The organism is Paenibacillus sp. NPDC058174 (assembly GCF_042883865.1).
Taxonomy (GTDB): domain Bacteria; phylum Bacillota; class Bacilli; order Paenibacillales; family Paenibacillaceae; genus Pristimantibacillus.
Genome location: NZ_JBHVUY010000003.1, coordinates 381698 through 403678, shown reverse-complemented (window position 1 = coordinate 403678; position 21981 = coordinate 381698). Strand labels below are relative to the sequence as shown.

Below are 21981 nucleotides of genomic sequence, written 5' to 3'. Positions count from 1 at the left end.
ACATGTTAATTGAAAACGGATCTTGGGCGGAGCTTAACTCGGTTTGCCGATCGGAGCGGCCGATGCCTAAAGCGCAACGGACCCCCTCAATCAATGAGGGGGTCCGTTGCGTACATGGAAAATCTGCTGGGCTCTATCTGCCGCGGATGATATTAATGACACAAATTCCTTTCACGTCTGGTGTCGATACGGAAGTCACCGTAATCGTAACAACCCGCGCGATCAGGTCATTATAGACATTAAAATCGTAAATATTATATCTATTGCCGAAGTTGGCATCCGTCAGCCTATCATTGACGCCGATACTGTCATGGCTCCAAGTAATTCCTTCTGTCTTCATTTCCACACCGAATTGGTCTTTTACTACAGCCTGCATCGTGATATGCGACCCCGGCCCCGTGAATCCCGGAAGTATATACTGGTCTCTTCCTGAGATAATGTTGACGTCGATGCTCGTTACGATTCTGACTACCAAATTATTCAGCGCGTCGTTAAGGGCAACGACCTTGGTCGCCTTCTCGCCCAGCGTCGTTTGCGGCAGGGCCAGCGCCGTTTGCAATGTACTCCAACTGGAAGCTGTGTATTTGACTTCCACCAGCGGGCTCGCCGCGTCAAGCGCTTCTTGCAGCGCAACGACGATATCCAGCGCGCCTTGCGCATTGTCGATAAGCACTTGCGATGCCGCCAGTCTATTGACTAATGCCGTTTTTACCGTACTGCTCGGCAGCGCCGTCACCAAAACCGATGCCGTATCTTGATCGGATTGCACCGAGTCGATGTCTTCTTGTGCATCAGTACCGTCGCCTATCATTGCCGCTGCTGCCGCCTCAACCGCGACGACCGATGCTGTCGCCGCAATGACGGCGTTCAGCTTGGTCTGTGCACCGTTGATCGCGCCTTGTACAACCGCTAATCTTGCAGCCAATGCCGTCTGCGCTGTACTGCTCGGCAAGGTCGCCACCGAACCCAATGCCATATTTCGCTTCACTTGCACCGTATCAATCGCACCTTGCGTATCCGTTCCATCGCTCGCGAGTCCATTCGCTGTCGTCTCGGCGGCCACAACTAATACTGTCGCCGCGGTTACGAGATCCACCGCATACTGGGCATTGTCGATTGTCGCTTGAACGGTCGACAGCCTAGCTTGCAATGCCGTCTTCGCCGTGCTGCCCGGCAGAGCCGCCGCCAAAACCGATGCCGCATTCTGCTTCGCTTGAACTGCATCGACTGCCTCCTGCGTATCACTGCCGTCTCCCAGTAAACCGTTCGCTGCCGCCTCGGCCGCGACGGCCGATGCCGTCGCTGCAATGACCGCATCCAGATTACTCTGCGCGCCAGTGATCTTCGCTTGCACGGCGGTGATTCTGCCCGCCAACGCTGTCTTCACCGTGCTGCTCGGCAAGGCTTCCACCAGACCCGATGCCGCACTCTGCTTCGTCTGCGCCGCAATAATTGCGCCTTGGGTATCCGTTCCATCACCGGCGAGTCCGTTAGCTGTCGTCTCGGCGGTCACGACCGATGCCGTCGCCGCGATGACTTCGTTCAGATTCGACTGTGCGGCATCGATCGCCGCTTGCACCGCAGCTAATCTAGCGACCAATGCCGTCTTTGCTGTACTGCTCGGCAGATCGGTCACTAAACCCGATGCAGTGTCCTTCTTCGTTTGCGCCGCATCAATCGCGCCTTGCGTGTCGGTTCCGTTGCCAGCTAGTCCGTTCGCTGCTGTCTCCGCGGTCACGACCGATGCTGTCGCCGCAGCTACAAGATCCACTGCATCCTGGGCATCGTCGATTGTCGTTTGAACGGTCGACAGCCTAGTTTGCAGCGCTGTCTTCGCCGTACTGCCTGGCAATGCCGCCGCCAAGCCCGATGCGGTGTTATGCTTCGCTTGCGCCGCATCGACGGCGCCTTGCGTATCGCTGCCGTCACCCAGCAAACCGTTTGCTGCCGTCTCGGCCGCGACAACCGATGCCGTAGCCGCGATAACCGCATCCAGACTCGACTGCGCATTATTGATCTTCGTTTGCACCGCTGACAGTCTCGCGGCCAATGCCGTCTTCGCTGTGCTGCCCGGCAACGCTGTTACCAAGAGTGCTGCCGCATCGTTTTTCGCCTGCACCATGTCGATGGTGTCTTGTGTGTCGGTTCCATCGCCGATCAGATCCGCAGACTCCCCTTCGGCAATGACAACCGATGCCGTAGCCGCAACAACGGCATTCAGGCCGGTCTTCGCACCGTTAATTTTCGTTTGCACGGCGGCAACTCTAGCAGCTAATGCTGTCTTGGCCGTGCTGCTCGGCAATGCCGTCACCAAGTCCGATGCCGCACTTTGCTTCGTCTGCACCGTATCAATCGCATCTTGCGCGTCGGTTCCATCGCCGGCAAGGCCATTAGCCGCCGTCTCAGCTGTTACTACCGATGCCGTAGCTTCGATTACATCTTCCAAATTCGACTGCGCAACGTAGATCGCTGCTTGCACAGCCGCTAATCTGGCAGCCAATGCCGTCTTTGCCGTACTGTCTGGCAATGCATCTACCAAGTCCGATGCTGTACTCTGCTTCGTTTGCACCGTATTGATCACGCTCTGAACGTCGGTTCCGTCACCCGCTAATCCGCCAGCAGCCGCCTCGGCTGCTGCTGCCGACGCCGTTGCCGCGACAACAGCATCAAGAACATCCTGGGCACTGTCGATTGCCGACTGCACCGCAAGCAGTCTGTCTGCTAGCGCTGTTTTCGCCGTACTGTCTTGCAATGCTGTCACCAAGCCTGATGCCGCACTCTGCTTCGTCTGCACTGCGTCAATCCCGCTTTGCGTATCGGTTCCGTTGCCCGCCAGCCCGTCTGCAGCAGTCTCCGCGGCGACCACCGATGCCGTTGCCGCAGCTACCGTATTCACGACGTCCTGCGCATCGTTAATCGTTGCTTGTACCGCAGCTATTCTTGCGGCTAATGCCGTCTTCACTGTGCTGCTCGGCAATGCGGTCACCAGTCCCGATGCCGTACTCTGCTTCGATTGCACGGTATCGACAGCGCCTTGCGTATCGCTTCCGTCTCCCAGTAAACCGTTAGCCGCCGTCTCGGCAGCCGCTGTCGCAGCCGTTGCTGCAGTGACGGCATCCAAATTGGACTGCGCAACGTTAATCGTCGCCTGCACCGCAGTTATTCTAGCGGCTAATGCCGTCTTCGCCGTGCTGCTTGGCAAATCCGTCACTAAGTCTGATGCCGCTGCTTGATCCGATTGCGCCGCATCGATGGCCTCTTGCTCGTCGGTGCCGTCATCTGCAAGTCCACCGGCTGTCGTCTCGGCAGCCGTTACCGAAGCAGCCGCAGCAGTAACGGCATCCCCAACATTCTGGGCATTATCAATAGAAGATTGCACCGCTGTAAGTCTCGCTTCCAGTGCCGTCTTCGCCGTGCTGTCCGGCAAAGCGGCGACCAAACCGGTTGCCGTATCCTGTTTTGTCTGCACCGCATCGATCGCAGTTTGCGCATCCGTTCCGTCACCCGTCAATTCATCTGCCGCTGTCTCAGCGGCGGCAACGGATTGAGCCGCCGTAAATACCGCATCCACGGCTTCCTGCGCATCGTTGATGACGTCTTGTACCGCTGCCAGCCTATTCTCAAGCTCTGTCTTCGCCGTGCTGCCAGGCAACGCCGCAGCCAAGCCCGATGCCGTATCCCGCTTCGCCTGAGCCGCGTCGATGGCGCTTTGCACATCGCTTCCGTCTCCCAACAGACCGTTAGCCGCCGTCTCGGCAGCCGTTACCGAAGCCGTTGCCGCAGTAACGGCAGTCAGATCGGACTGCGCATCGTTAATGATAGTCTGTACAGCGGTCAATCTTGCCGCCAATCCCGTCTTCGCCGTGCTGCTTGGCAGCGCCGTCACCAGGACCGATGCCGCTGCTTGCTTCGACTGGGCCGCATCAATAGCCTCTTGCTCATCGATTCCGTCGCCTGCAAGACCGCGGGCTGCCGTCTCGGCCGCCGTAACCGAAGCGGCCGCCGCGATAACGGCATCCAGATCGGATTGCGCGTCGTCGATTTTAGCTTGTACAACCGCCAGTCTTGTTGCCAAGGCTGTCTTCGCCGTGCTGCTTGGCAACGCCGTCACCAAGACCGATGCCGCTGCTTGCTTCGATTGAGCTGCAGCAATGGCTTCTTGCGTGTCCGTTCCGTCGCCAACCAATCCATTTGCAGAGGTCTCCGCCGACACGACGGCAGTCGTTGCCGCGACTTCTTCCGCGGTTGGCGGCGTCGTGACCGGCCCAGTCGGACCGGCAGGACCAGCAGGGCCTGATGCCTGTGCCGAGCCGATCTGTTCTCCTCCTACGGTTGCCGTAATCCCGTCCTTAATTTTCAAAGTGGCCGGCTTGTTTTCCAGGGATGTTCCGTCCGCATTAATGGCCGCATGCCCGATTTTGCCTTGCCCTGCAACTTTCGTGAGCGCATCGAGTACCAAATCAACGATGCTTGCGTCCTTGCCAAGCGTCAAATTCGTATTGGCAGCCAACGGCGCAACATGCAATTGTTGAACCGAACCTTCCGGAATCGAAATACGAATGCTTTGCGATAAAATATCGACGGTTTCGAATGCGCCTGTCAGAACAACTTCACTGCCAACTGGCAGCAATTTCGACAGTGTAACCGTCTTAATACCGCTGCCCTTGGCACCCTTATATTCCACCTTCGCGGCGGATCGCAGCTCAATCTCCCGGATCGTCGTCGCGCCGTCCTCTACAACGATGCGGATGCTGCCGTTCTTCTTGTCTACGATTATGTTCGCCAATACCGAATTTTCAAAATGGACGCTGTTAGCGCCCCCGCCTTCTACGTTCGTCGTGCCGGCCACGGTTACGCCTTGAAGGAAAACATCCCCTTCGCCGATCCCGGCCCCCAGCAGCAAATCCCCCTTAATTGAAAGATTTCGCAGCGTAACTCCCGCAACCTTGATGACCACATTCCCGTCGATCGCTTCTATCCCTTGAGCCGGACCATAAGTCCCCGGCTTATCATAAGCCGTAACGGGAACGTCATTTCCCTTCAGCTTGAGAGCCTTGTCCAAAATGACGATCACTTCCGCGCGGGTCGCAGGCTTCAGCGGCTGAAATGTCCCGTCGGGAAACCCGCCCATCACCTTGGCGTCGATCACCGCGCCGATTGCGCCTTTGCTCCATTCCGGGCTGTTCTTCGTATCCTTGAAGTTAAGATAAGAGTCTGAAGCCGCGAGCTTTAACAGCTTCGCCGTAATGACCGCCAGCTCTTGACGGGTAACTGCCGCTTTCGGCTTAAAGGTTCCGTCTTGGTATCCCGACAGATAACCTGCTGCCGTCGCGGCAGCAACGTCTTGATAAAACCAGTCGCTCTTTCGGACATCCGTGAATTTGGACGCCGAACCGCCCTTAATTTCGAAGGCGCGATTAATGAGAGCGACGATCTCTGCCCGGGTAATCGTCTTATTCGGCTTAAAGCTGCCATCCTCATACCCGTTGACCAGCCCTTTCTCAATCCACGAGAGGATTGTCTCCTTCGCCCAGCTGTTTGCGATATCCGAAGGAACCTTCGCAAGAGCCAGTCCTGATGACTGGAATAAACATATGCCCGCCAATACAACAACGATGAACCGCTTTACGGATTTTTTCAACGTAGCACTTCCTCTTTTCAAGATTTTACGGACAAACCTGCCGGATGGATATCCGTTCTAGAAATGATTGTCTTATGGAGTCCATTCCGCCGTTACTGAAACCATTCGATAAAATACTAAATCCCTGCGGTTAAATAGCGGTAAAATAGCAGTAAATCGCCGCTTTTTTTCAACAAAAAAAGACCTGCCCAAGTACGGGACAGGTCTGCCTTTTAGTTAAAGATTCAGTTTTTCGCGCTTACAACATAGCTCTTACCCGCTTCCGTAGCAAAAGAAAGGATGTCTCCGGATAACTGCCACTCAATTTCCTTGGTACCGTCTCCGGATTTCTCCACAACAGCGACTTCTTTCGCCGGCCACGGGTTGACGATGCTGCATGCTCTGCCTTTCTCGCTTACAATGTCTACATAAGCTACATTCCCGCCAGTCAATTCACTCGATACCGTAAAGGCTCCGACGGCCCTTAAGCTTGTAAAACTGGCATCTTTCTCACGAGGCCAAACAGGGAACAGCTTAATCGCCTTCTCATGACTTTGCAGAAGCATCTCATTGATCGCCGAAGGAACAGCGCTGCAGCACTCTATGCCGCCTCCGCCGAAGAAAATAAACAAGTTAGGATAGCTATGCTCAAGACACTGACGGCGCAGCTCGCGCAAAATAACCTCCGGATCATATCCGACACGAGCCGCTGCGGTAAATATCGTCGGAAAACCGTTATAATCGGTCCACCGGTTAATAACCGTAATCGTATCTTTCGCGATTTCAAGCAGCTTCGGATCTGAGTCCAGTCCGATCGCTCCGGCAGGCCATATATGCTGGATGGCCAGCGTATTATCATTCCACCAGTCCCGCCCTTCCTCCGTTAAGCGGAATATCGTCTTCCCATCACGCTCGAACGTGGAGAAGCCGCTGAGATGCTCCAGAATATGCGACCATTTCTCCTGCCGGCCAGCGTCAAGCTTCAATTCGCGGGACATATCCAGCAAGCCCTGGAATACGGCCCGGAGCAGCGCTAACGAGAGTATCGGATTTTTGTCCTCGAACTCCTTCAGCCATTCATCGTTATGATGATCGTCGGTATAGGTGGGAACCTCATGAACCCCGTCCCGATAGATGACGTAACGGTCTCCTTCGAACTTCAAGTAGTCCTCCCAGAAGTCGGCGACCTCAAGCAGGAAGGGATACGCCTTCTCACTCGCGTATTCCATATCATACGAATAGTAATAACGCATCAGCATATTGATTGCGCTGTACGCGGCATTGCTTTTTTGCCCCAAAAATAAGTGGCCGTGCTCATATTTCTTGCTTGTCTCCGTAGTGGACAAGGCAGTCGGCAACCCTTTGGGTCCAATACCTACATCGAAATAGATGCCTCTGCAGCCCAAATATTGCTCGGCATACTTGCGTCCGTTCGGCACATATTCCAGCAGCGGGGTATCATAGGGCTCGCTCAATTCGATATGATTCGAAGAATAGACTCCCCACCATGGGGCCTGGTAATTGTAATTCAGGTGATAATCCCCTGCCCACTCCGAATCGTCCGTCGTAATCCAGTTGCCGAACAAGCCAGGCGCAAACGCCTTATTGCGGCTGCAGCAAGCCATAATATAGTGAGAGCCGTACCAGAACTTCTCCAGCACCTCGTCACCGATCTCAATCGCAGACTTTGCCCAGAACTGGCTCCACCACTGCTGGTGCTCCGAGCGAAGCGTTTCAATTCGGGCTGCATCCAGAAGCTCGGTTCTTCTGATCGACTCGGGCAGGTAGTCCTCCCGATCATGATTCGTCAACACATAGGCCGCGATAAGTGTTTTTCCGCCCGGCTGCAGCTGGAATGAACCGCCCCCGCCATTTAGGCAACGCATGGCAATTGCACCTTCTGTCGGCCAATCAAGATCAGCGCCGTTAAACTTTCGAGACGCCCATACCACGTTGTCCTGCTGACCAAGTTCGGTCTCCGATTCATTCCCCTTCCCTGCCCATAAGTCAACCTCGACCTGTACGGCATCGCCTTCACAGGAAAGCTCAATTATGACTGCGTTCTCGTCTGCGGCAACCCAATAGTTAATGGAGACCGATGCTGCTTCCTTGCGGAATACCGATGCAACCTCCGCCTCAAGCAGCCGTTGTTCACTATAATATGAAGCTTCTGCCAGCGCAGGAATATGAATATCGATTCCTCCGAGCACGCATGGACTGCCGTTCGGATACACCCGCTTCGCTTTCCAGAAGTCATTCTTGGATATCCATAGACGCTGCCGCTCCGGCGGTCCGCTGACGACAATACCGACGTCGCCATTTCCAGTTAAAGGGCCGTCCACCACTTTATCCGTAGGTATGTGCCGAGCCGCTTCTGTGAAGACACCTTTATACCTTGCCATCCGTTCTTTCCATGCCAATTCTCTATTCAACTGCTGTCACTCCTGATCCTGAGTAGTTTGAAAACCCGCAATACCCTGTAAGGAATATTGCGGGTCCATTCTTAATGCTATTTATTTGCTCTTTCGTGATATCTTTTCAGAGCATCGGCATAGATTTGCAGCACTTTATCAATATCGCCCGTTTTTTTAATTTTTTCCTGGAACGCCGCCCAGTTGTCGAAGCTCTCTTTGCCATAAATAAATTTGTTTTGCATTTCCGCTACGTAAGTGTTGATCGGCGACATGGCCGAAGTCATTTGCTCCCGTTCGTCATCGGTAAACTCAAGGAAAGGCTCACTCACCATAGGAGCCGTATATTTATTAGGGAAAGGCATCTCAGCGAAAGCCGTTTCCCACGGCGTTTCCAAGACCTTGCCATCCACATAACCAAGGTCGTTCGGAGCAAAATCGACGAATGCTTTCGTATCAATTGCCATTTGCAATCCCGGACGATACGAGCTGCTTGCTCTCATGCCGTACTTGTCGCCTTCTTCCCAGGCGTTGGCTGCTGTCTTGATCGAATCGACAAATGTCGGCTTGCCATCAGCGCCTCTAGTAAAGGTCGTCCCTTCAATACCCCATGTTACCAGTTCGATGATTTCCGGCTTGTATTGCAAATCCATCAGCTGAACTAGTTCTTTGGCATTTTTGGACTTGGCGTTAACAACCATAACTGCGCCCTGATCCACACCTACCGTGCTGAAATCAGTAATGCCTTGCCATGCTGTACCGTATTTCGGGTTATCCGGGAAAAGCGAGATGATAAACTTCTCTCCGCCTGTTGCCGTACGGTTCCAATCTGCAGCAGAGTTAAACCAACTGTTCAGCAAAATCATATTCGTTCCGTTCATGATCTTCTTCTTAATGGCGTCATCTTTATCCGAGAACACTTCCGGATCCAGCAATTTCTCGGCATACAGCTTGTGCGCATATTGAAGAGCTTCCTTATAGGACTCTTCCGTTGGTCCGAATACATATTTCTCGCCGTTCCAGTATACTTTAGCTCCGCCGTTGTGGTTAGCAAAGAATACCGGATCAAAGGAGCTCCATACTGTACTTACCGGGAATGATTTCGGATAAAGCTCCTTCAGCTTCTTGGCAGTTTCGTACAGCTCGTCCAGCGTCGTTGGAATCTTTAGTCCATTCTTCTCCAAAATGTCGTAACGGTAAGTTGCCGGCGTATATACGCCCATGCCTTTATCCTTGGCTTGTCTCGGCAAATTCATATTCCACAAGCCATAATATTTGCCGTCGGAGCGGATCGCTTTGATCTCGCCGTCCGTCGCCTGGCTAACCAGATTCAAATAATTAGGCAGCTGATCCTTGTATTGGCTCAGATCGGCAAACATGCCTTCTGTTTCATATTGATTAAACAAGTTCTTGTCCATGATCAATACCAGATCTGTCACATTGCCGCTTGCGAGCAAAATTTTCGTCTTATCGTTATACTCGCTGATCGGTATATAGTTATACTTGATGTTAAGCTTTTTCCCGGTCAAGGCCTCCATTTGGGTCAGCCATTCTTTTTGCACCATGGCATCTTCGATTTTTTTGCCGAAGGAAGGCAATGTAACCGATAAGCTTAGAGTGCCGCTTTCCGATTCATTTGCTGCCCCGGATTCTTTGCCGGAGCTGCAGCCTGCCAATATGGTGACTGATGCTAATACGATGGTGAGAAGAACGGATAAAACCCGTTTACGCTGCTTCATACTTACCCCTCCAATTTTTTAGACTCCCCTTTGTTTGCCCTACAGTTGCTTAAATGCCCTTCTATGCTTGCTTACAGGGAATCACCTCCCTTCGGCGACTTGATACAGGGTAGCGATTACCCTTTTACAGCCCCGATCATGACGCCTTTGACAAAATACTTTTGGAGAAATGGATAGATCATCATAATTGGAAACATTGCGATGACGACAATCGCCATTTGAATATTTTTCGGGTCCATCTGCATTTGCGCCAGCATCGCTTGCATAGCCGCCGATCCGCTTCCGGCTTCGAAGGACAGTGTAAATAAATATTTTCTGAGAATTAATTGCAGCGGATATTTGTTCTCGTCGTTCAGATAGATGAGCGCCTCAAACCATCCGTTCCAGCTCCCCACGATTCCAAACAGTGCAAAGGTCGCAAACAACGGCTTTGAAAGCGGCAAATAGATTTTGGATAAAATCTGAACATCATTGGCGCCGTCAATAACCGCAGACTCACGCAAATCATTCGGTATGGATTGATAGAACGACCTGAACAACAAGACATTAAAGGCAGATATACAGCCCGGGATAATCATGACCCAGTAAGTATCAAGCAGGTGAAGGCTGCGAATAAGCATGTACGATGGAATCATACCGCCGCTAAAGAACATCGTGATGACCAGGAAGACTGCAAAAAACTTCTTGGCGACAAATTCATGAATGGTAAGCGGGTACGCCATAAGCGAAGTAAAGGTCAACATACACAATGTAGATCCTGCCGCATAGATAATCGAATGGAGATATCCCGAATAGAGAAACGGGTCTTTGAAAATGTAGCTGTACCCGCCTAAATTAAATCCTTTTGGAAAAATCGTAATATCGCCTCGAAGGATGTGCTCGGAGCTGCTCAATGACACTGCGATGACGTTCAAGAACGGATAAAGCATAACCACACATAGAAGCAACATGATCATAATATTGAAGAGGTCAAATATTCTCGAACCGACACTCTCTTTGCCAACCATCTCTAAGTGCCCCCTACCAAAGACTTGTATTTGAAACCTTCCGGCTTATCAGGTTAGCCCCGACAAGCAATATAAAAGCAACTAACGACTGGAAAAGCCCGATTGCCGTCGTGTATTCAATCCTTGCCCCCATTATGCCTTCCCGGTACAGATACGTACCGATCACATCGGCGACTTCGTAGGTGTCCGGGCTGTACATCAGCAGCACCTTCTGGAAGTCAGTACCCAAAATACCGCTCACAGCAAATATCAGCAATATAATCGTCGTCGATTTGATGTGCGGCCAGTTGATATTCAACACTTTTTTCCAGCGGCTTGCCCCATCAATATTCGCGACATCGTACAGGGTAGGATCCACGCTGCTTAGTGCGGCCAAGTATAGGATGGTGCCGAATCCGATTCCCTGCCATATATTCGAGCTAATAAATATCGTTCTGAACCAGCTCGGCTCTGAGAGAAATACGATGGCGTCTGATCCGAATAACGAGACAATCTTATTAAACAGTCCTTCTCGCTCGGTAAACGTCCTAATAATCCCTACGATGATTACTGTGGAAATAAAGTGAGGCAAATAGGAAATCGTCTGCACTACTTTTTTGAACACGGAGTTTTTGATTTCGTTAAACAGCAAAGCCAGAATGATTGGGGCCGGGAATCCCCATAGCAAAGAATAAAGCCCCAGCAGCAGCGTGTTTTTAAGGACCCTTAACGCGGTTGGATCGTTAAAAAACAGGATGAAATATTTAAAGCCAACCCACTCGCTGCCCCATATTCCTTGCGTCGCACTATATTTTTTGAATGCCATCAGTATTCCGTACATCGGAAAATAACTGAACACCAGCACAATGAGAAAACCGGGCAGGACCATTAAAAACAAGTATCTCTGATTCCATGATTTCCCCCAAAAACTACGCAGACTTGCCAATCCGCTCCACTCCCCCTCTAGAAATGTGCCTCTGCTCACCAAAACAGCGCTCTATGTAAGCGCATTATTTCACTTCGGTAAATTGGATGTTATAATATTTAGACAACTGTGTCAATTATAATAATTAGTTGTGTTATATATATATTAAATATTTTAATACAGATGATAAAAAGAAAATGTAAACCTGCGTAATTTGAGAGGGTTAAAGTCGAGCATTTCGGACTTCGAATTTGTTTGATTTTAAAATATAAAAAAAGGTACAGATCCTCTCTATTTGAGAGGTCTGTACCTTTTTGGCCTATTTGAAAGTGTGTTGAATTGGATCAGAGCATAATTTTTTTGACCGACTCGCCAATATTGATTTTCGATTTGCATACGATACCGATATCATAGGAATCGCCTTTTCTGTCAAGCAAATTGAGCAGCAGCTCGGCGGCACATTGTCCCATTTCATAAAAAGGCTGTGAAATTCCTGTCACATTAATATTGAGTTTCCGGGATAAATTATCGGCATCGTAGGTAACAAGCGATACGTCTGCAGGTATGCTGTAATTTAACTTTTTGAACGAATGAATGACTGCTTCCCCGATCTGATCATTTGCTGTCACTACAGCCGTAAAGCTCAATTTTTTCATTTTCTGTTCCAGAGCTTCACAATACCAGTCGAATTCGTCAGCAAAGTCCTCCATTCGAGTCGGTATAATCATATCGAACTCTTCGGAATATTCCAGATTGGAATCGCTCATCGCCTGTTTAAATCCGAACAGCCGCTCATCCATTGTACTAACGTTCGAATTTCGGATAAATAATATACGACGATGACCCTGATCAATTAATAACTTCGTTAATTGATAAGCGCCGGAAATATTGTCGCTTGTTACATATGGAATAGTGCTGTTATGTTCCGTTCGATCGAGGCAGACGGCTTTAATTCCGTTATCCTGAAGAAGGGAGAAGATGCGATTGTTGATCTCTTCATGTCCTTGACCGGAGATGGGGCATAAGATGACGCCTTCAACTTTTCTTGCCACTACACCCTTCACAAGCGTCTCCAGCTTTTCCAAATTTCGATCATTACTTGAACTTAATAGATGATATCCCTTTATATACAATACATCTTCAATTCCTCTTAATGCAGCCGCCCACAGCGGATTTTCGATGCTAAAAACCAATGCAGCTACCAGATTCGTACTGTCTTGCTGAACCGCAAATTTCCGTTTATCGATGAAAGTCCCTCTTCGGCTATCTCTGATTAGCCACCCTTCATGGACCAACTCTTTAATCGCCTTCTCCACCGTATTTACACTGGAATTATAATATTCGGCAAATTCTCTGCTGGATGGCAGTCTAAAACCCTCCGCCCAATCCCCATTTATCAGCCTGTTATGAATATCTCGTTTAACAACACTGTACTTGGCCACAAAATGAAATCTCCTCGTTTTTTCTTTCACCTTAACTTTTCATTCAAACTGTGTCAAGTTCTGTGATACAGTGTATTTTACCCGGGTAATATTGATAATTTATTTTTATCCGGGTATAATTAGACAAACAACCAGAAAGGAGGTCTGTATTTGAGTAATACCCTATACTGCACGGCATTTTTGGGTGTAGAAGTCGTCGCCAGCGGTTCATTACAGCACGTTGTTACTACAGTGAAGGATGCTCTGAATGATAGAGACCTTACGCAGCTGCTTATATTTGACGATTCCACAGGGAAGCCAATAGATGTTGATTTTCGCGGGAAAACAGAGGATGTGCTCCAAAGACTAGAAGAACATTTTGGCAGCTCAGCCGGTACAGAATGGAATCAACAGTCTGCACGACGGGTCGGCCGGCCCAAGCTCGGAGTTGTATCTGGTGAGGTTACGTTATTGCCCCGGCACTGGGAATGGCTCAAGAGTCAGCCTGGAGGTGCGTCAGTAACATTACGAAAACTCATTGATGAGGCTCGCCATGCCGGAGAACAACAGAGCTCAATCCGAGCATCTCAAGAAGCAGCCTATAACTTTATGACAGCGATGGCCGGAGACTTCCATCAATATGAAGAAGCTCTGCGGGCTCTATATGCCGGTGATAGGGTTCGTTTTTATCACTTCATCGATGACTGGGCACCTGATATTAGACACCATGTCAAGAAATTAGCCGCTAATGCATTTCCTGAAAATGAATGAAAGCATATAAGGGCGCAAAGAATTAAAAAAAAGAATTGTGAACAGAGTCATCATGACGATCTAGCAATTAAAGGAGAATATGATTATGAACATTTTGAAAGTTAACGGTGTTGAATTGGCCTATGACAGTTTCGGTAACGACAATGACGAGGCCATTATCCTAATCGCAGGTCTTGGAACCCAAATGATCCGGTGGACAGTTCCGTTCTGTGAGCTATTAGCAGCGCGGGGCTTTCGTGTCATTCGCTTTGACAATCGGGACGTCGGCTGCTCGACGCATTTCAACCATTATCCGACGCTGGATTTCGAAGCGCTGGAAGCTGCGCTCATGTCGGGGAAGCAGCCGGACATCCCTTATACGCTCGACGACATGGCAAACGATGCTATCGGGCTGCTTGACGCCCTTTCAATTGACCGGGCACATTTCGTTGGCAGGTCGATGGGCGGAATGATTGCTCAGGTTGCAGCGAGCGGTTACCCTGAGCGGGTATTGTCACTCACCTCCATTATGTCCAGTTCCGGTAATCCTGCTCTTCCGCAGGCTTCCCAAGAAGTCATGGGCATGATGACTTCACCGGCTCCGAACCCCTTTGAGGATGAAGCAGGATATTTGGCGCATAGCACTGCTTTTGCCAAACGCGTCGCCGGAACTGGCTATCCTTTTGAAGAGGACGCTTATCACGCGCTTATTCTAGAAGAAGTCCGGCGATCCTACGATCCAGGCAGCGTCGGACGACAAATTGCTGCTATCGCCGTCTCTGGTGACCGTCGTCCGCGGCTGGCGACCATTAAAGTGCCAGCACTTGTCATTCATGGGATGGATGACCCGCTGTTCGTCCCGGCGTGTGGCGAGGATACAGCTTCTGCTATCCCGGGCGCTGAGCTAATGCTGGTTGAAGGCATGGGACATGACCTGCCGCACCAACTGTACGAATTGACTGCCGATGGGATAGAGCGGACAGCTCGCCGTCACAATTAACATCTACTTCCCGAACAGCAACCCACCAAAGTCCCGCGGTTCTCTTCGGGACAATTAAACCACAAAGCAGACCTGCCCAAGTATCGGACAGGTCTGCTTTGTGGTTACATTAGTCAATTAGTATTGGTTATAAATCCGGTACAAGAAAACCGCCGCTTCCGCTCGTGTAGTCAGCCCTCTCGGGTTAAGCTTATCTCCTGAACCGTTGATCAGGCCTGCCTCTGCCAAACCTGCCAGACTCAGCTCCGCATATGGAGCAATCGCCTTCCGGTCGCTGTAGACGTCCAGACCGGCGGAAGTTTGCATAGGCGGCAATCCCTTGAATTTCTCCAGGGCACGGGCCGTCAACACCATCATATCCTGCCGCGAAATGTTCTCCTTCGGATAGAATTCATTGTTGCCGCTTCCCGTCGCCAGCCCGAGCTGCTTCGCAATACCCAGCGCTTCATAATAATAGGCATTCGAATCTGCATCCGAGAAGTTGCCGTCAAACTTTGACGTCAGTCCCAATGTGTTCACAAGCAGGACAAGAAAATCTGCTCGCGTGATACGGGCATCCGGTGAGAAGACCCCTGCCGATGTGCCGTTAATGATTCCTTTGGAGGCCATAACCTCAATCGGATGCTTAGCCCATTTTACGCTGTCCAAATCCTCGAAGGATTTATGCACATAAGCCACGGCATATGAGCTAAAATGCGTCGCCACAAATGTGACAGTTCCGCTCTTCGCGTCGTATCGGCCGCTAGGGATGGAGATGACGTTGCCTTGGCCGTCGATATACCACACGACAATATGCTCAGAGTCTCTCAATTCTTCAGCAGTCGGCGTGTATGGAATCGAGACCTTCACCGGTGAAGCCGGGTTATTCCAGTTTATTTTTGTTCCATCGAGCGTCAGCGTGAGCTCCAGTAATGGCCGGCTGCCTATGGTCGCCGCGGTTGAAGCGGATAAGCCGCTTTTATCACCCGTACGTACCGTAATGGCTGCAACTTTCCCCTCAGTACCCGCCACGCCTTGCAGCATGTTGGATGGAATGGCAATGCTGCCTGCATGAGTGGCAAAGATTAGTTCACCCTCCAACTGATTACTGGAAAGAGATTGCGCAGTGATTTCAATGGTATAGATACTTACGCCGGGAATATCCGGCACCGTCAATACGGTCTTCTTTTTACCTGTGAAAATGCTGTCCGCCAGCGCTCCAATCGCTACCGTTGCACGGCCTGCCGCTTGATCGACCTTTACCGGCAGCGTCGTTCCTGCATCGCCTGATACCGTAACCTTATAGTCGATGGCTGTACTCCCGCTCCCCGCTCCGCTTCCGGTGCCTCCGCCATTGCCGCTGCCTCCATTACCATTACCATTACCGTTACCGTTACCGTTGTTTGGCTGAGACACGGTTAGCGTAACCGTATAATGATCTGCGGAACCCACGAATCCGTCATTAGCGGTGAAGACCAGCGTTATAGTGCCAGCCGTTGTTGGTGTATACGTGTAGGCTGCTGCCGCAGCAACTGCTGTGGCACCATTTATCGATACTGCATAGGTTAAGTCATCGCCATCCAAATCCTCGAATATCGTGGACAAGTCCAACGTATACGGTGTGTCCACCGTCACGACTGCTTGTACCGTAGCGTTCACATCAGCCTTGCGTACAGGCAGCGTATTGACCGTTAACTCAACCGTGTAGCTGTCCGTAGAAGCCGCCATTCCATCATTAGCTGTAAAAACGAGTGTCACAACTCCTGCCGTCGTTGGCGTATACGAATAATTTGCAGCTGCTGTTACTCCCGCTGCATCATTAATGGACACCTCGTAGGTTAGCCCATCGCCATCCTCATCTTCGAAAATCGGAAGCAAGTTCAACATGTAAGGTGTATTCACCATGACAACCGCTTCTGTCATAGCCCCTGTGTTCGATTCCCGAACGGGAGCATTGTTCACTGTAATCTGAACGGTATACGTATCGTCCGACTCATCTTCGCCATCATCTGCAGTAAAGGCGAGTGTAACCACACCTGCAGCCGTCGGCGTATAGGTATATGCTCTATTCGCCGCTGCAGCTGCCGCACCGTTAACCGATACGTTGTAGCTTAATGGATCTCCATCGGCATCTTCAAAGATCGTAGACAAATCCAATGAATAGGCCGTATTTTTCGTAACTTTAGCGCTCGCCGACGCGCTGACTGATGCTTTGCGATTAGGCTTGTTATTTGGTGCTTCAATTACGGTTACTACAAAATCCTTAATCCGAGTCTGACCTCCTGATCGGCTTATCGTCGCTGTCAAGGTGACCTCGTGGTCGTCATCCGACGCTCTCGTCACCGTACCAGTCGCAGGATTAATCAAGCCGCTCTGCGATACGCTCCACGTAATTGATGAGCCTGCGGCTCCTCTAACCGGCAACTGAAGATTTTCCGTGACGTTATTTGCGACGTTGTTCGCCCCTTTAATGGAGTCCCAAGTCAAGCTCTCGTAATCATAATAAGTCGATTCCTTCGCGGTATAAGGCTGCCATTGAAGGGATGGATACGCATATCCTTCGGCAATTCTCCACACATTGCTGAAATCCCAAGAGGTGAAGGTGGATTGCTGCATGAAAGCATTCGCATCTTTAGGAGTGCCCCCTTCTGACACAACTCCCCCCTCACTATAATAAAAGCTGTTTGAGACGCTGCCGACTGGCTTATACCCGATCAGACCGCCGTTGGCATCCGTCCCGCCGCTTGCGCTCCCTGTGCTATAGCTGTTCGTTACATCTCCACCTTGATTGATGCCGACCAGACCGCCAGTGAAGACAGATCCACTGCCCAGCACATTGCCTGTGCTGTAACTGTTGCTAATCAGCCCGCCAAATTTGTAGCCCGCTAGACCGCCGGCAATTCCTCCTGCTCCGATGTTCACATCGCTTGTACTAAAGCTTCTGCTGATATTGCCAGTATTCCTGCCCGCCAAACCGCCTACAACACCGCCACTGATACCCGCCACCTTGCCCGTGCTGTAGCTGTCATTGATAACCCCGCTGGCCAGATTGGAGGCGGTCAAACCGCCACCGGAAAAGGCATCCCCGCCCGTTACTGTACTGCCGCTCCCGCTGCCCGATATCGTTCCGGTATTGGTTCCCGTAAGGCCGCCGGCATAAGAACGGTAATAATAAGTTTCCAATGAACCGCTCGCATTGCTGTTCGTTATCAATCCGGTATTAGCTCCTGCTAAACCGCCGGCAATCACATCATTACCGCCCCCAGTGATCACCGCTTGACTGGAACTGCCCTCAATAATTCCTTCGTTTACACCAGCCAATCCGCCAGCATAGTTAGCTGATGCTGCTTGAACCGAGCCTTTGCTGTAGCTATCTATCACCTTTGCATTTGCATTTACATGTCCCGTTAGACCGCCAACAAATGCATTCATGCCTGTTGAAGTCGTATTGAAATCAATCAAGCTGACATTTCTCAGTTCTGCTCCGCTTGCTAAAGCGGAAAACAAACCGAGGTATTGATCCCCGGAGTTGATTGTCATGTTGTAAATGCCAAATCCGTTACCGTCATAGCTGCCGCTAAAGCTCGCAAGCGGCGTCCAGTTGCCCGACAGCTCAATATTTCCCGTCTGCTCGAAATACGCGCCCGGGCCCGGTATCGTCACATTGCGAAATTCCCTTTCACTTGATACTTTATAGGGGTTCGCAAGCGTACCCTCCCCGCCTGAGAAGTTCGTCAAATCTTCTTCTGCATGTACCGCGGACGGCATGCCGGTTCCAAATATGATGCCTGCGATCATACTGATTACGATGAGCATCGCTGTCGCTTTGTTCAACCTTCTATTATTCATGTTACAGCCTCCCGTTTACTCGCTTATCACTCTGATTGTAGCGGGAGGCGATAAAAGAATAATAAAAAATTTTAGCGAAAAAACACGAAAAACCGCGCAGCATCAAGGCTTCGCGGTACTTTAACAAAACTATAAGTCTTTTAAAGCGATTACTTCACCATTACTTGCATTCACGCCGTAATCCATGGTCTGATTTATTCAATCAATTCCATTATACAGGAAGGAACAGGCGCATAAAAAAAATTCCTTCCCAGCAACGAAATAGGCTGCTGGAAAGGGTTCTTTTAATGATAGTCCACTGCTTGTAAATATCTAGCTTAAATTAGATCAGATTGCTGCAAAAGTCTTTGTACAATGGTTGCGACCTCAGCCCGCGTAATGAACGCCTTAGGCGCAAGCTCTGCTGTACTTCGTCCAGATACAAGACCAGCTTGCACGCTGTCCGCAACGCCGCTGTGTGCCCATACAGATAGTTTGGATGCATCCCCAAACGGACGCAGTATTGCCTCAACCGATTGTTCGGACAGCTTAGCCTTCAGTCCGGTAATCGCCATTGCTCTCGAGAGAATCATCATGGCCTCTTCTCGAGTAATTTTGTCGTTTGGCCGGAATGTGCCGTCCTCAAATCCTTTAATCAGCTGATACTCATAAGCTGTGTTGACTGCGCTGCTGAACCAGTCCGACGCCTTCACATCCGAGAAGGACGCTGCTCCTTTATCCAGCTTCAGTCCCAATCCGCGTACAAGAATCGCTGCAAACTCAGCTCGGGTAATATCGCGGTCAGGGCTGAACAGACCGTTGCCTGTACCGCCAATAATCATTCGCGATCCCATGTCGTTTACCGCAGCTTTCGCCCAGTGCTTCGCGACATCCGCGAATTCAATCGGATGCCAGACCACAGAGTACGTGCTGTTGGTTAAGCTGTTAATCTGAGCATAATACTTGCCTTCGATCAGAACGATCTTAGTCGGTACGTGGCGTAACGTTCCATCCGGCTCCACTACGACGCCGGTCGTAATCTTCTTCGGATCTACTCCGTTCGGAATAGCGATCGTTCTTTCCATATATGCGCTGAACTGCGATACTTCCACGCTTGCATTCCCGTAAGTGGCTCTGATCGTAAAATCAACCGGCGGAACCACGAGCGTGAATGTGCCATTCGCTGCTGCGTTCTCAACAACCTTCAACGTGTCCGCCGTAGGAGCGGCGATTTCGATTTGCACTTTGATGTCTTGAAGAGCAACCGACTTGCCCAGTTTATCCGCTAAAGCTCCAATTTGGATCTGTGCAGCAGGAATCGTGTACGTCGCATTGTCTGTCTTGATTACTACAACGGCCTGCTGGCTTTCCATGCCCTTAACCATCTGTCCGTTGAGCTGGCCTATCACAACGTCCGACTTCGTATTAACCGGAATTGTAACTACAGCCCCTTTACCTTCTGCCGCAAGCTTCTCCTCCAGTTTCTTCTGATCGACGGAAATGGTTAGGACATTCTGGCCATCCCGCTTGCTTGTTGTCGCTGTTCCCGCATTTTCTACTTTTCCGTTAATAAGAACATCTACACTATTGGCAGGTTTCTCTGGCGGCGTAGAATTGCCAGGCGAAGGAGTACCGTTCCCCCCGCTTGATACTGGCACAACAGCATTTGATTGTGCAGAGGATGTGCTCGATCCGGCTGCATTAACCGCTTTTAACGTAAAGGTGTAGCTCGTTCCGTTATTTAGACCCGTAATAACAATCGGGCTCGACGTTCCGGATACAACGATATTTCCCGGAGACACCGTCACCTCATATCGTGTAATCGGGCTTCCGCCGTTGTCTGTTGGAGGCGTAAACGTAATGGTCACTTGTCCATCTCCCACGGTCGCCGTCACATTCGATGGTGCTGCCGATACGGTTGCTGGCGTTGCGCTTGCCTCATTAGACATCTCGCCTAAGCCGCCTGCATTGCCAGCCTTCACTACAAAGTAATACGTCTTGCCGTTTATCAGGTTTTGAACGTTGTAAGTAGAAGAAGTAACCGTAGCAATCTCATCTTCAGCATATTGGCCTGAAGCCGTCGCCATATAAATGTTGTAATACGCCGCTCCTTCTACTGTACTCCAATTGAGCGCAACCTGACGGTCGCCTCCCGCAGCTGTCAGGCTTTGCGGATTAACAGGCGTATTCGGCAAGCTGACAGCTTGCTTAACAGCAAAGGTTACAGGGATCATATGATCCGCCGATATCGTAACTGTTGCCTTGTACGTGCCTACCGGCAAGCCGTCCTTCACTGCAACCGTAAAGCTTGTGGATTCACCGCTGTCTAAGGCAGAATCTGGCTGTGTGATCACAAAATCAGTAGCATTTACGCCGCTTATCGTTACGGACAGGTTTGTCAAATCTCCTGAGCCCGTATTCAAGACAGGAATCGATCTGACTTCTTGCGTACCCGGTGCATATTCCTCGATAAGCGCTGTTAACGTTTGATTCGTGAGAGCAGCAATTGTGTAGGTCGGCGCTGCCGTAACCGTAATTGTCGCCGTTCCTTTTTTGCTGCTGTTCACTGTCGATGTTGCTGTAATGGTATAATCACCTGGCTCCGCATCTGCTGCGACAGTCACATGGCCTGTGCTGTTCACCGCCACATTGGCACTGTCGCTGCTCGTCCATGTTACCGTCGTCGCTGCTCCGCCAACCGCAGCTACCGTTGCCGTGAGCTGCCTGCTGCCTCCTTGAACTACACTTGAGGTGCTTGGGCTCACGCTCACGCTGGTAATTGCCGGGGCTGCCGTAACCGTGATCGTTGCTGTTCCTTTTTTGCTGCTATTAGCGGTTGAAGTTGCCGTGATCGTATAGTCGCCTGGCTCTGCATCCGCTGCTGCCGTCACGTTTCCTGTGCCGTCCACCGCCACACTGCTGCTGTCGCTGCTCGTCCACGTTACCGTCGTCGCCGCTCCGCCAACCGCAACTACCGTTGCCGTCAGCTGCTTGCTTTCTCCTTGCATCACGCTCGCGCTGTTCGGGCTGACGTCCACGCTGGTGATTGCAGGCGCTGCTGTCACCGTGATTGTCGCTGTTGCTTTTTTGCTGTTGTTTACGGTTGACGTTGCCGTAATCGTGTAGTCACCTGGCTCTGCATCCGCTGCTGCCGTCACATTTCCTGTGCCGTCCACCGCCACATTGCTGCTGTCGCTGCTCGTCCACGTTACCGTTGTCGCTGCGCCGCCAACCGCAACTACCGTTGCCGTCAGCTGCTTGCTTTCTCCTTGCATCACGCTCGCGCTGTTCGGACTGATGTCCACGCTGGTGATTGCAGGAG

10 protein-coding genes are annotated in these 21981 nt (G+C 50.9%); 2 read left to right on the top strand and 8 right to left on the bottom strand.

The features are described 5' to 3' along the window. Positions 1-133 precede the first annotated feature (133 nt). The 6 genes from ACFVVF_RS17915 to ACFVVF_RS17890 all read right to left on the bottom strand — a co-directional run bounded on the left by ACFVVF_RS17915 (position 134) and on the right by ACFVVF_RS17890 (position 13123). Positions 134-5641, bottom strand: a complete 5508-nt coding sequence (locus ACFVVF_RS17915; protein ID WP_387812417.1) for an S-layer homology domain-containing protein — start codon at positions 5639-5641, stop codon at positions 134-136. Between the two features lie 224 nt (positions 5642-5865). Further along, a complete protein-coding gene (locus ACFVVF_RS17910) occupies positions 5866-8052 on the bottom strand; it encodes a glycosyl hydrolase family 95 catalytic domain-containing protein (protein WP_387812414.1) in 2187 nt (728 codons plus the stop codon). Positions 8053-8129: 77 nt separating this feature from the next. Then, positions 8130-9770, bottom strand: a complete 1641-nt coding sequence (locus ACFVVF_RS17905) for an extracellular solute-binding protein (RefSeq protein WP_387812411.1) — start codon at positions 9768-9770, stop codon at positions 8130-8132. Between the two features lie 116 nt (positions 9771-9886). Next, entirely contained in the window at positions 9887-10777 is an 891-nt protein-coding gene (locus tag ACFVVF_RS17900; protein ID WP_387812408.1) for a carbohydrate ABC transporter permease, read from the bottom strand. 13 nt (positions 10778-10790) lie between these two features. Beyond that, positions 10791-11645 (bottom strand): ABC transporter permease, encoded by an 855-nt coding sequence (locus ACFVVF_RS17895; RefSeq protein ID WP_387812405.1) that lies wholly within the window; start codon positions 11643-11645, stop codon positions 10791-10793. Positions 11646-12025: 380 nt separating this feature from the next. Next, positions 12026-13123 (bottom strand): GntR family transcriptional regulator, encoded by a 1098-nt coding sequence (locus tag ACFVVF_RS17890; protein WP_387812402.1) that lies wholly within the window; start codon positions 13121-13123, stop codon positions 12026-12028. A 150-nt stretch (positions 13124-13273) separates the two neighbouring features. On the opposite strand from ACFVVF_RS17890, the gene ACFVVF_RS17885 reads away from it, so the two are divergent. Both ACFVVF_RS17885 and ACFVVF_RS17880 read left to right on the top strand, forming a co-directional pair. Further along, on the top strand, positions 13274-13873 hold the full coding sequence (locus ACFVVF_RS17885; protein WP_387812399.1) for a DUF2239 family protein: 600 nt from the start codon (positions 13274-13276) through the stop codon (positions 13871-13873). 85 nt (positions 13874-13958) lie between these two features. Next, on the top strand, positions 13959-14852 hold the full coding sequence (locus tag ACFVVF_RS17880; protein ID WP_387812397.1) for an alpha/beta fold hydrolase: 894 nt from the start codon (positions 13959-13961) through the stop codon (positions 14850-14852). A 117-nt stretch (positions 14853-14969) separates the two neighbouring features. On the opposite strand, the gene ACFVVF_RS17875 is transcribed toward ACFVVF_RS17880, so the two are convergent. Together ACFVVF_RS17875 and ACFVVF_RS17870 are read right to left on the bottom strand one after the other, a co-directional pair. Then, positions 14970-18680 (bottom strand): S-layer homology domain-containing protein, encoded by a 3711-nt coding sequence (locus ACFVVF_RS17875; RefSeq protein ID WP_387812395.1) that lies wholly within the window; start codon positions 18678-18680, stop codon positions 14970-14972. Between the two features lie 317 nt (positions 18681-18997). After that, a partial coding sequence (locus ACFVVF_RS17870) for an S-layer homology domain-containing protein (protein ID WP_387812392.1) occupies positions 18998-21981 on the bottom strand: 2984 nt, incomplete at its 5' end.

Excerpts from the sequence above, each read along its gene's own strand:
- ACFVVF_RS17905 (WP_387812411.1), bottom strand. The coding sequence starts at position 9,770 with ATGAAGCAGCGTAAACGGGTTTTATCCGTTCTTCTCACCATCGTATTA.
- ACFVVF_RS17900 (WP_387812408.1), bottom strand. The coding sequence starts at position 10,777 with ATGGTTGGCAAAGAGAGTGTCGGTTCGAGAATATTTGACCTCTTCAAT.
- ACFVVF_RS17895 (WP_387812405.1), bottom strand. The coding sequence starts at position 11,645 with ATGGTCCTGCCCGGTTTTCTCATTGTGCTGGTGTTCAGTTATTTTCCG.
- ACFVVF_RS17880 (WP_387812397.1), top strand. The coding sequence starts at position 13,959 with ATGAACATTTTGAAAGTTAACGGTGTTGAATTGGCCTATGACAGTTTC.
- ACFVVF_RS17875 (WP_387812395.1), bottom strand. The coding sequence starts at position 18,680 with ATGAATAATAGAAGGTTGAACAAAGCGACAGCGATGCTCATCGTAATC.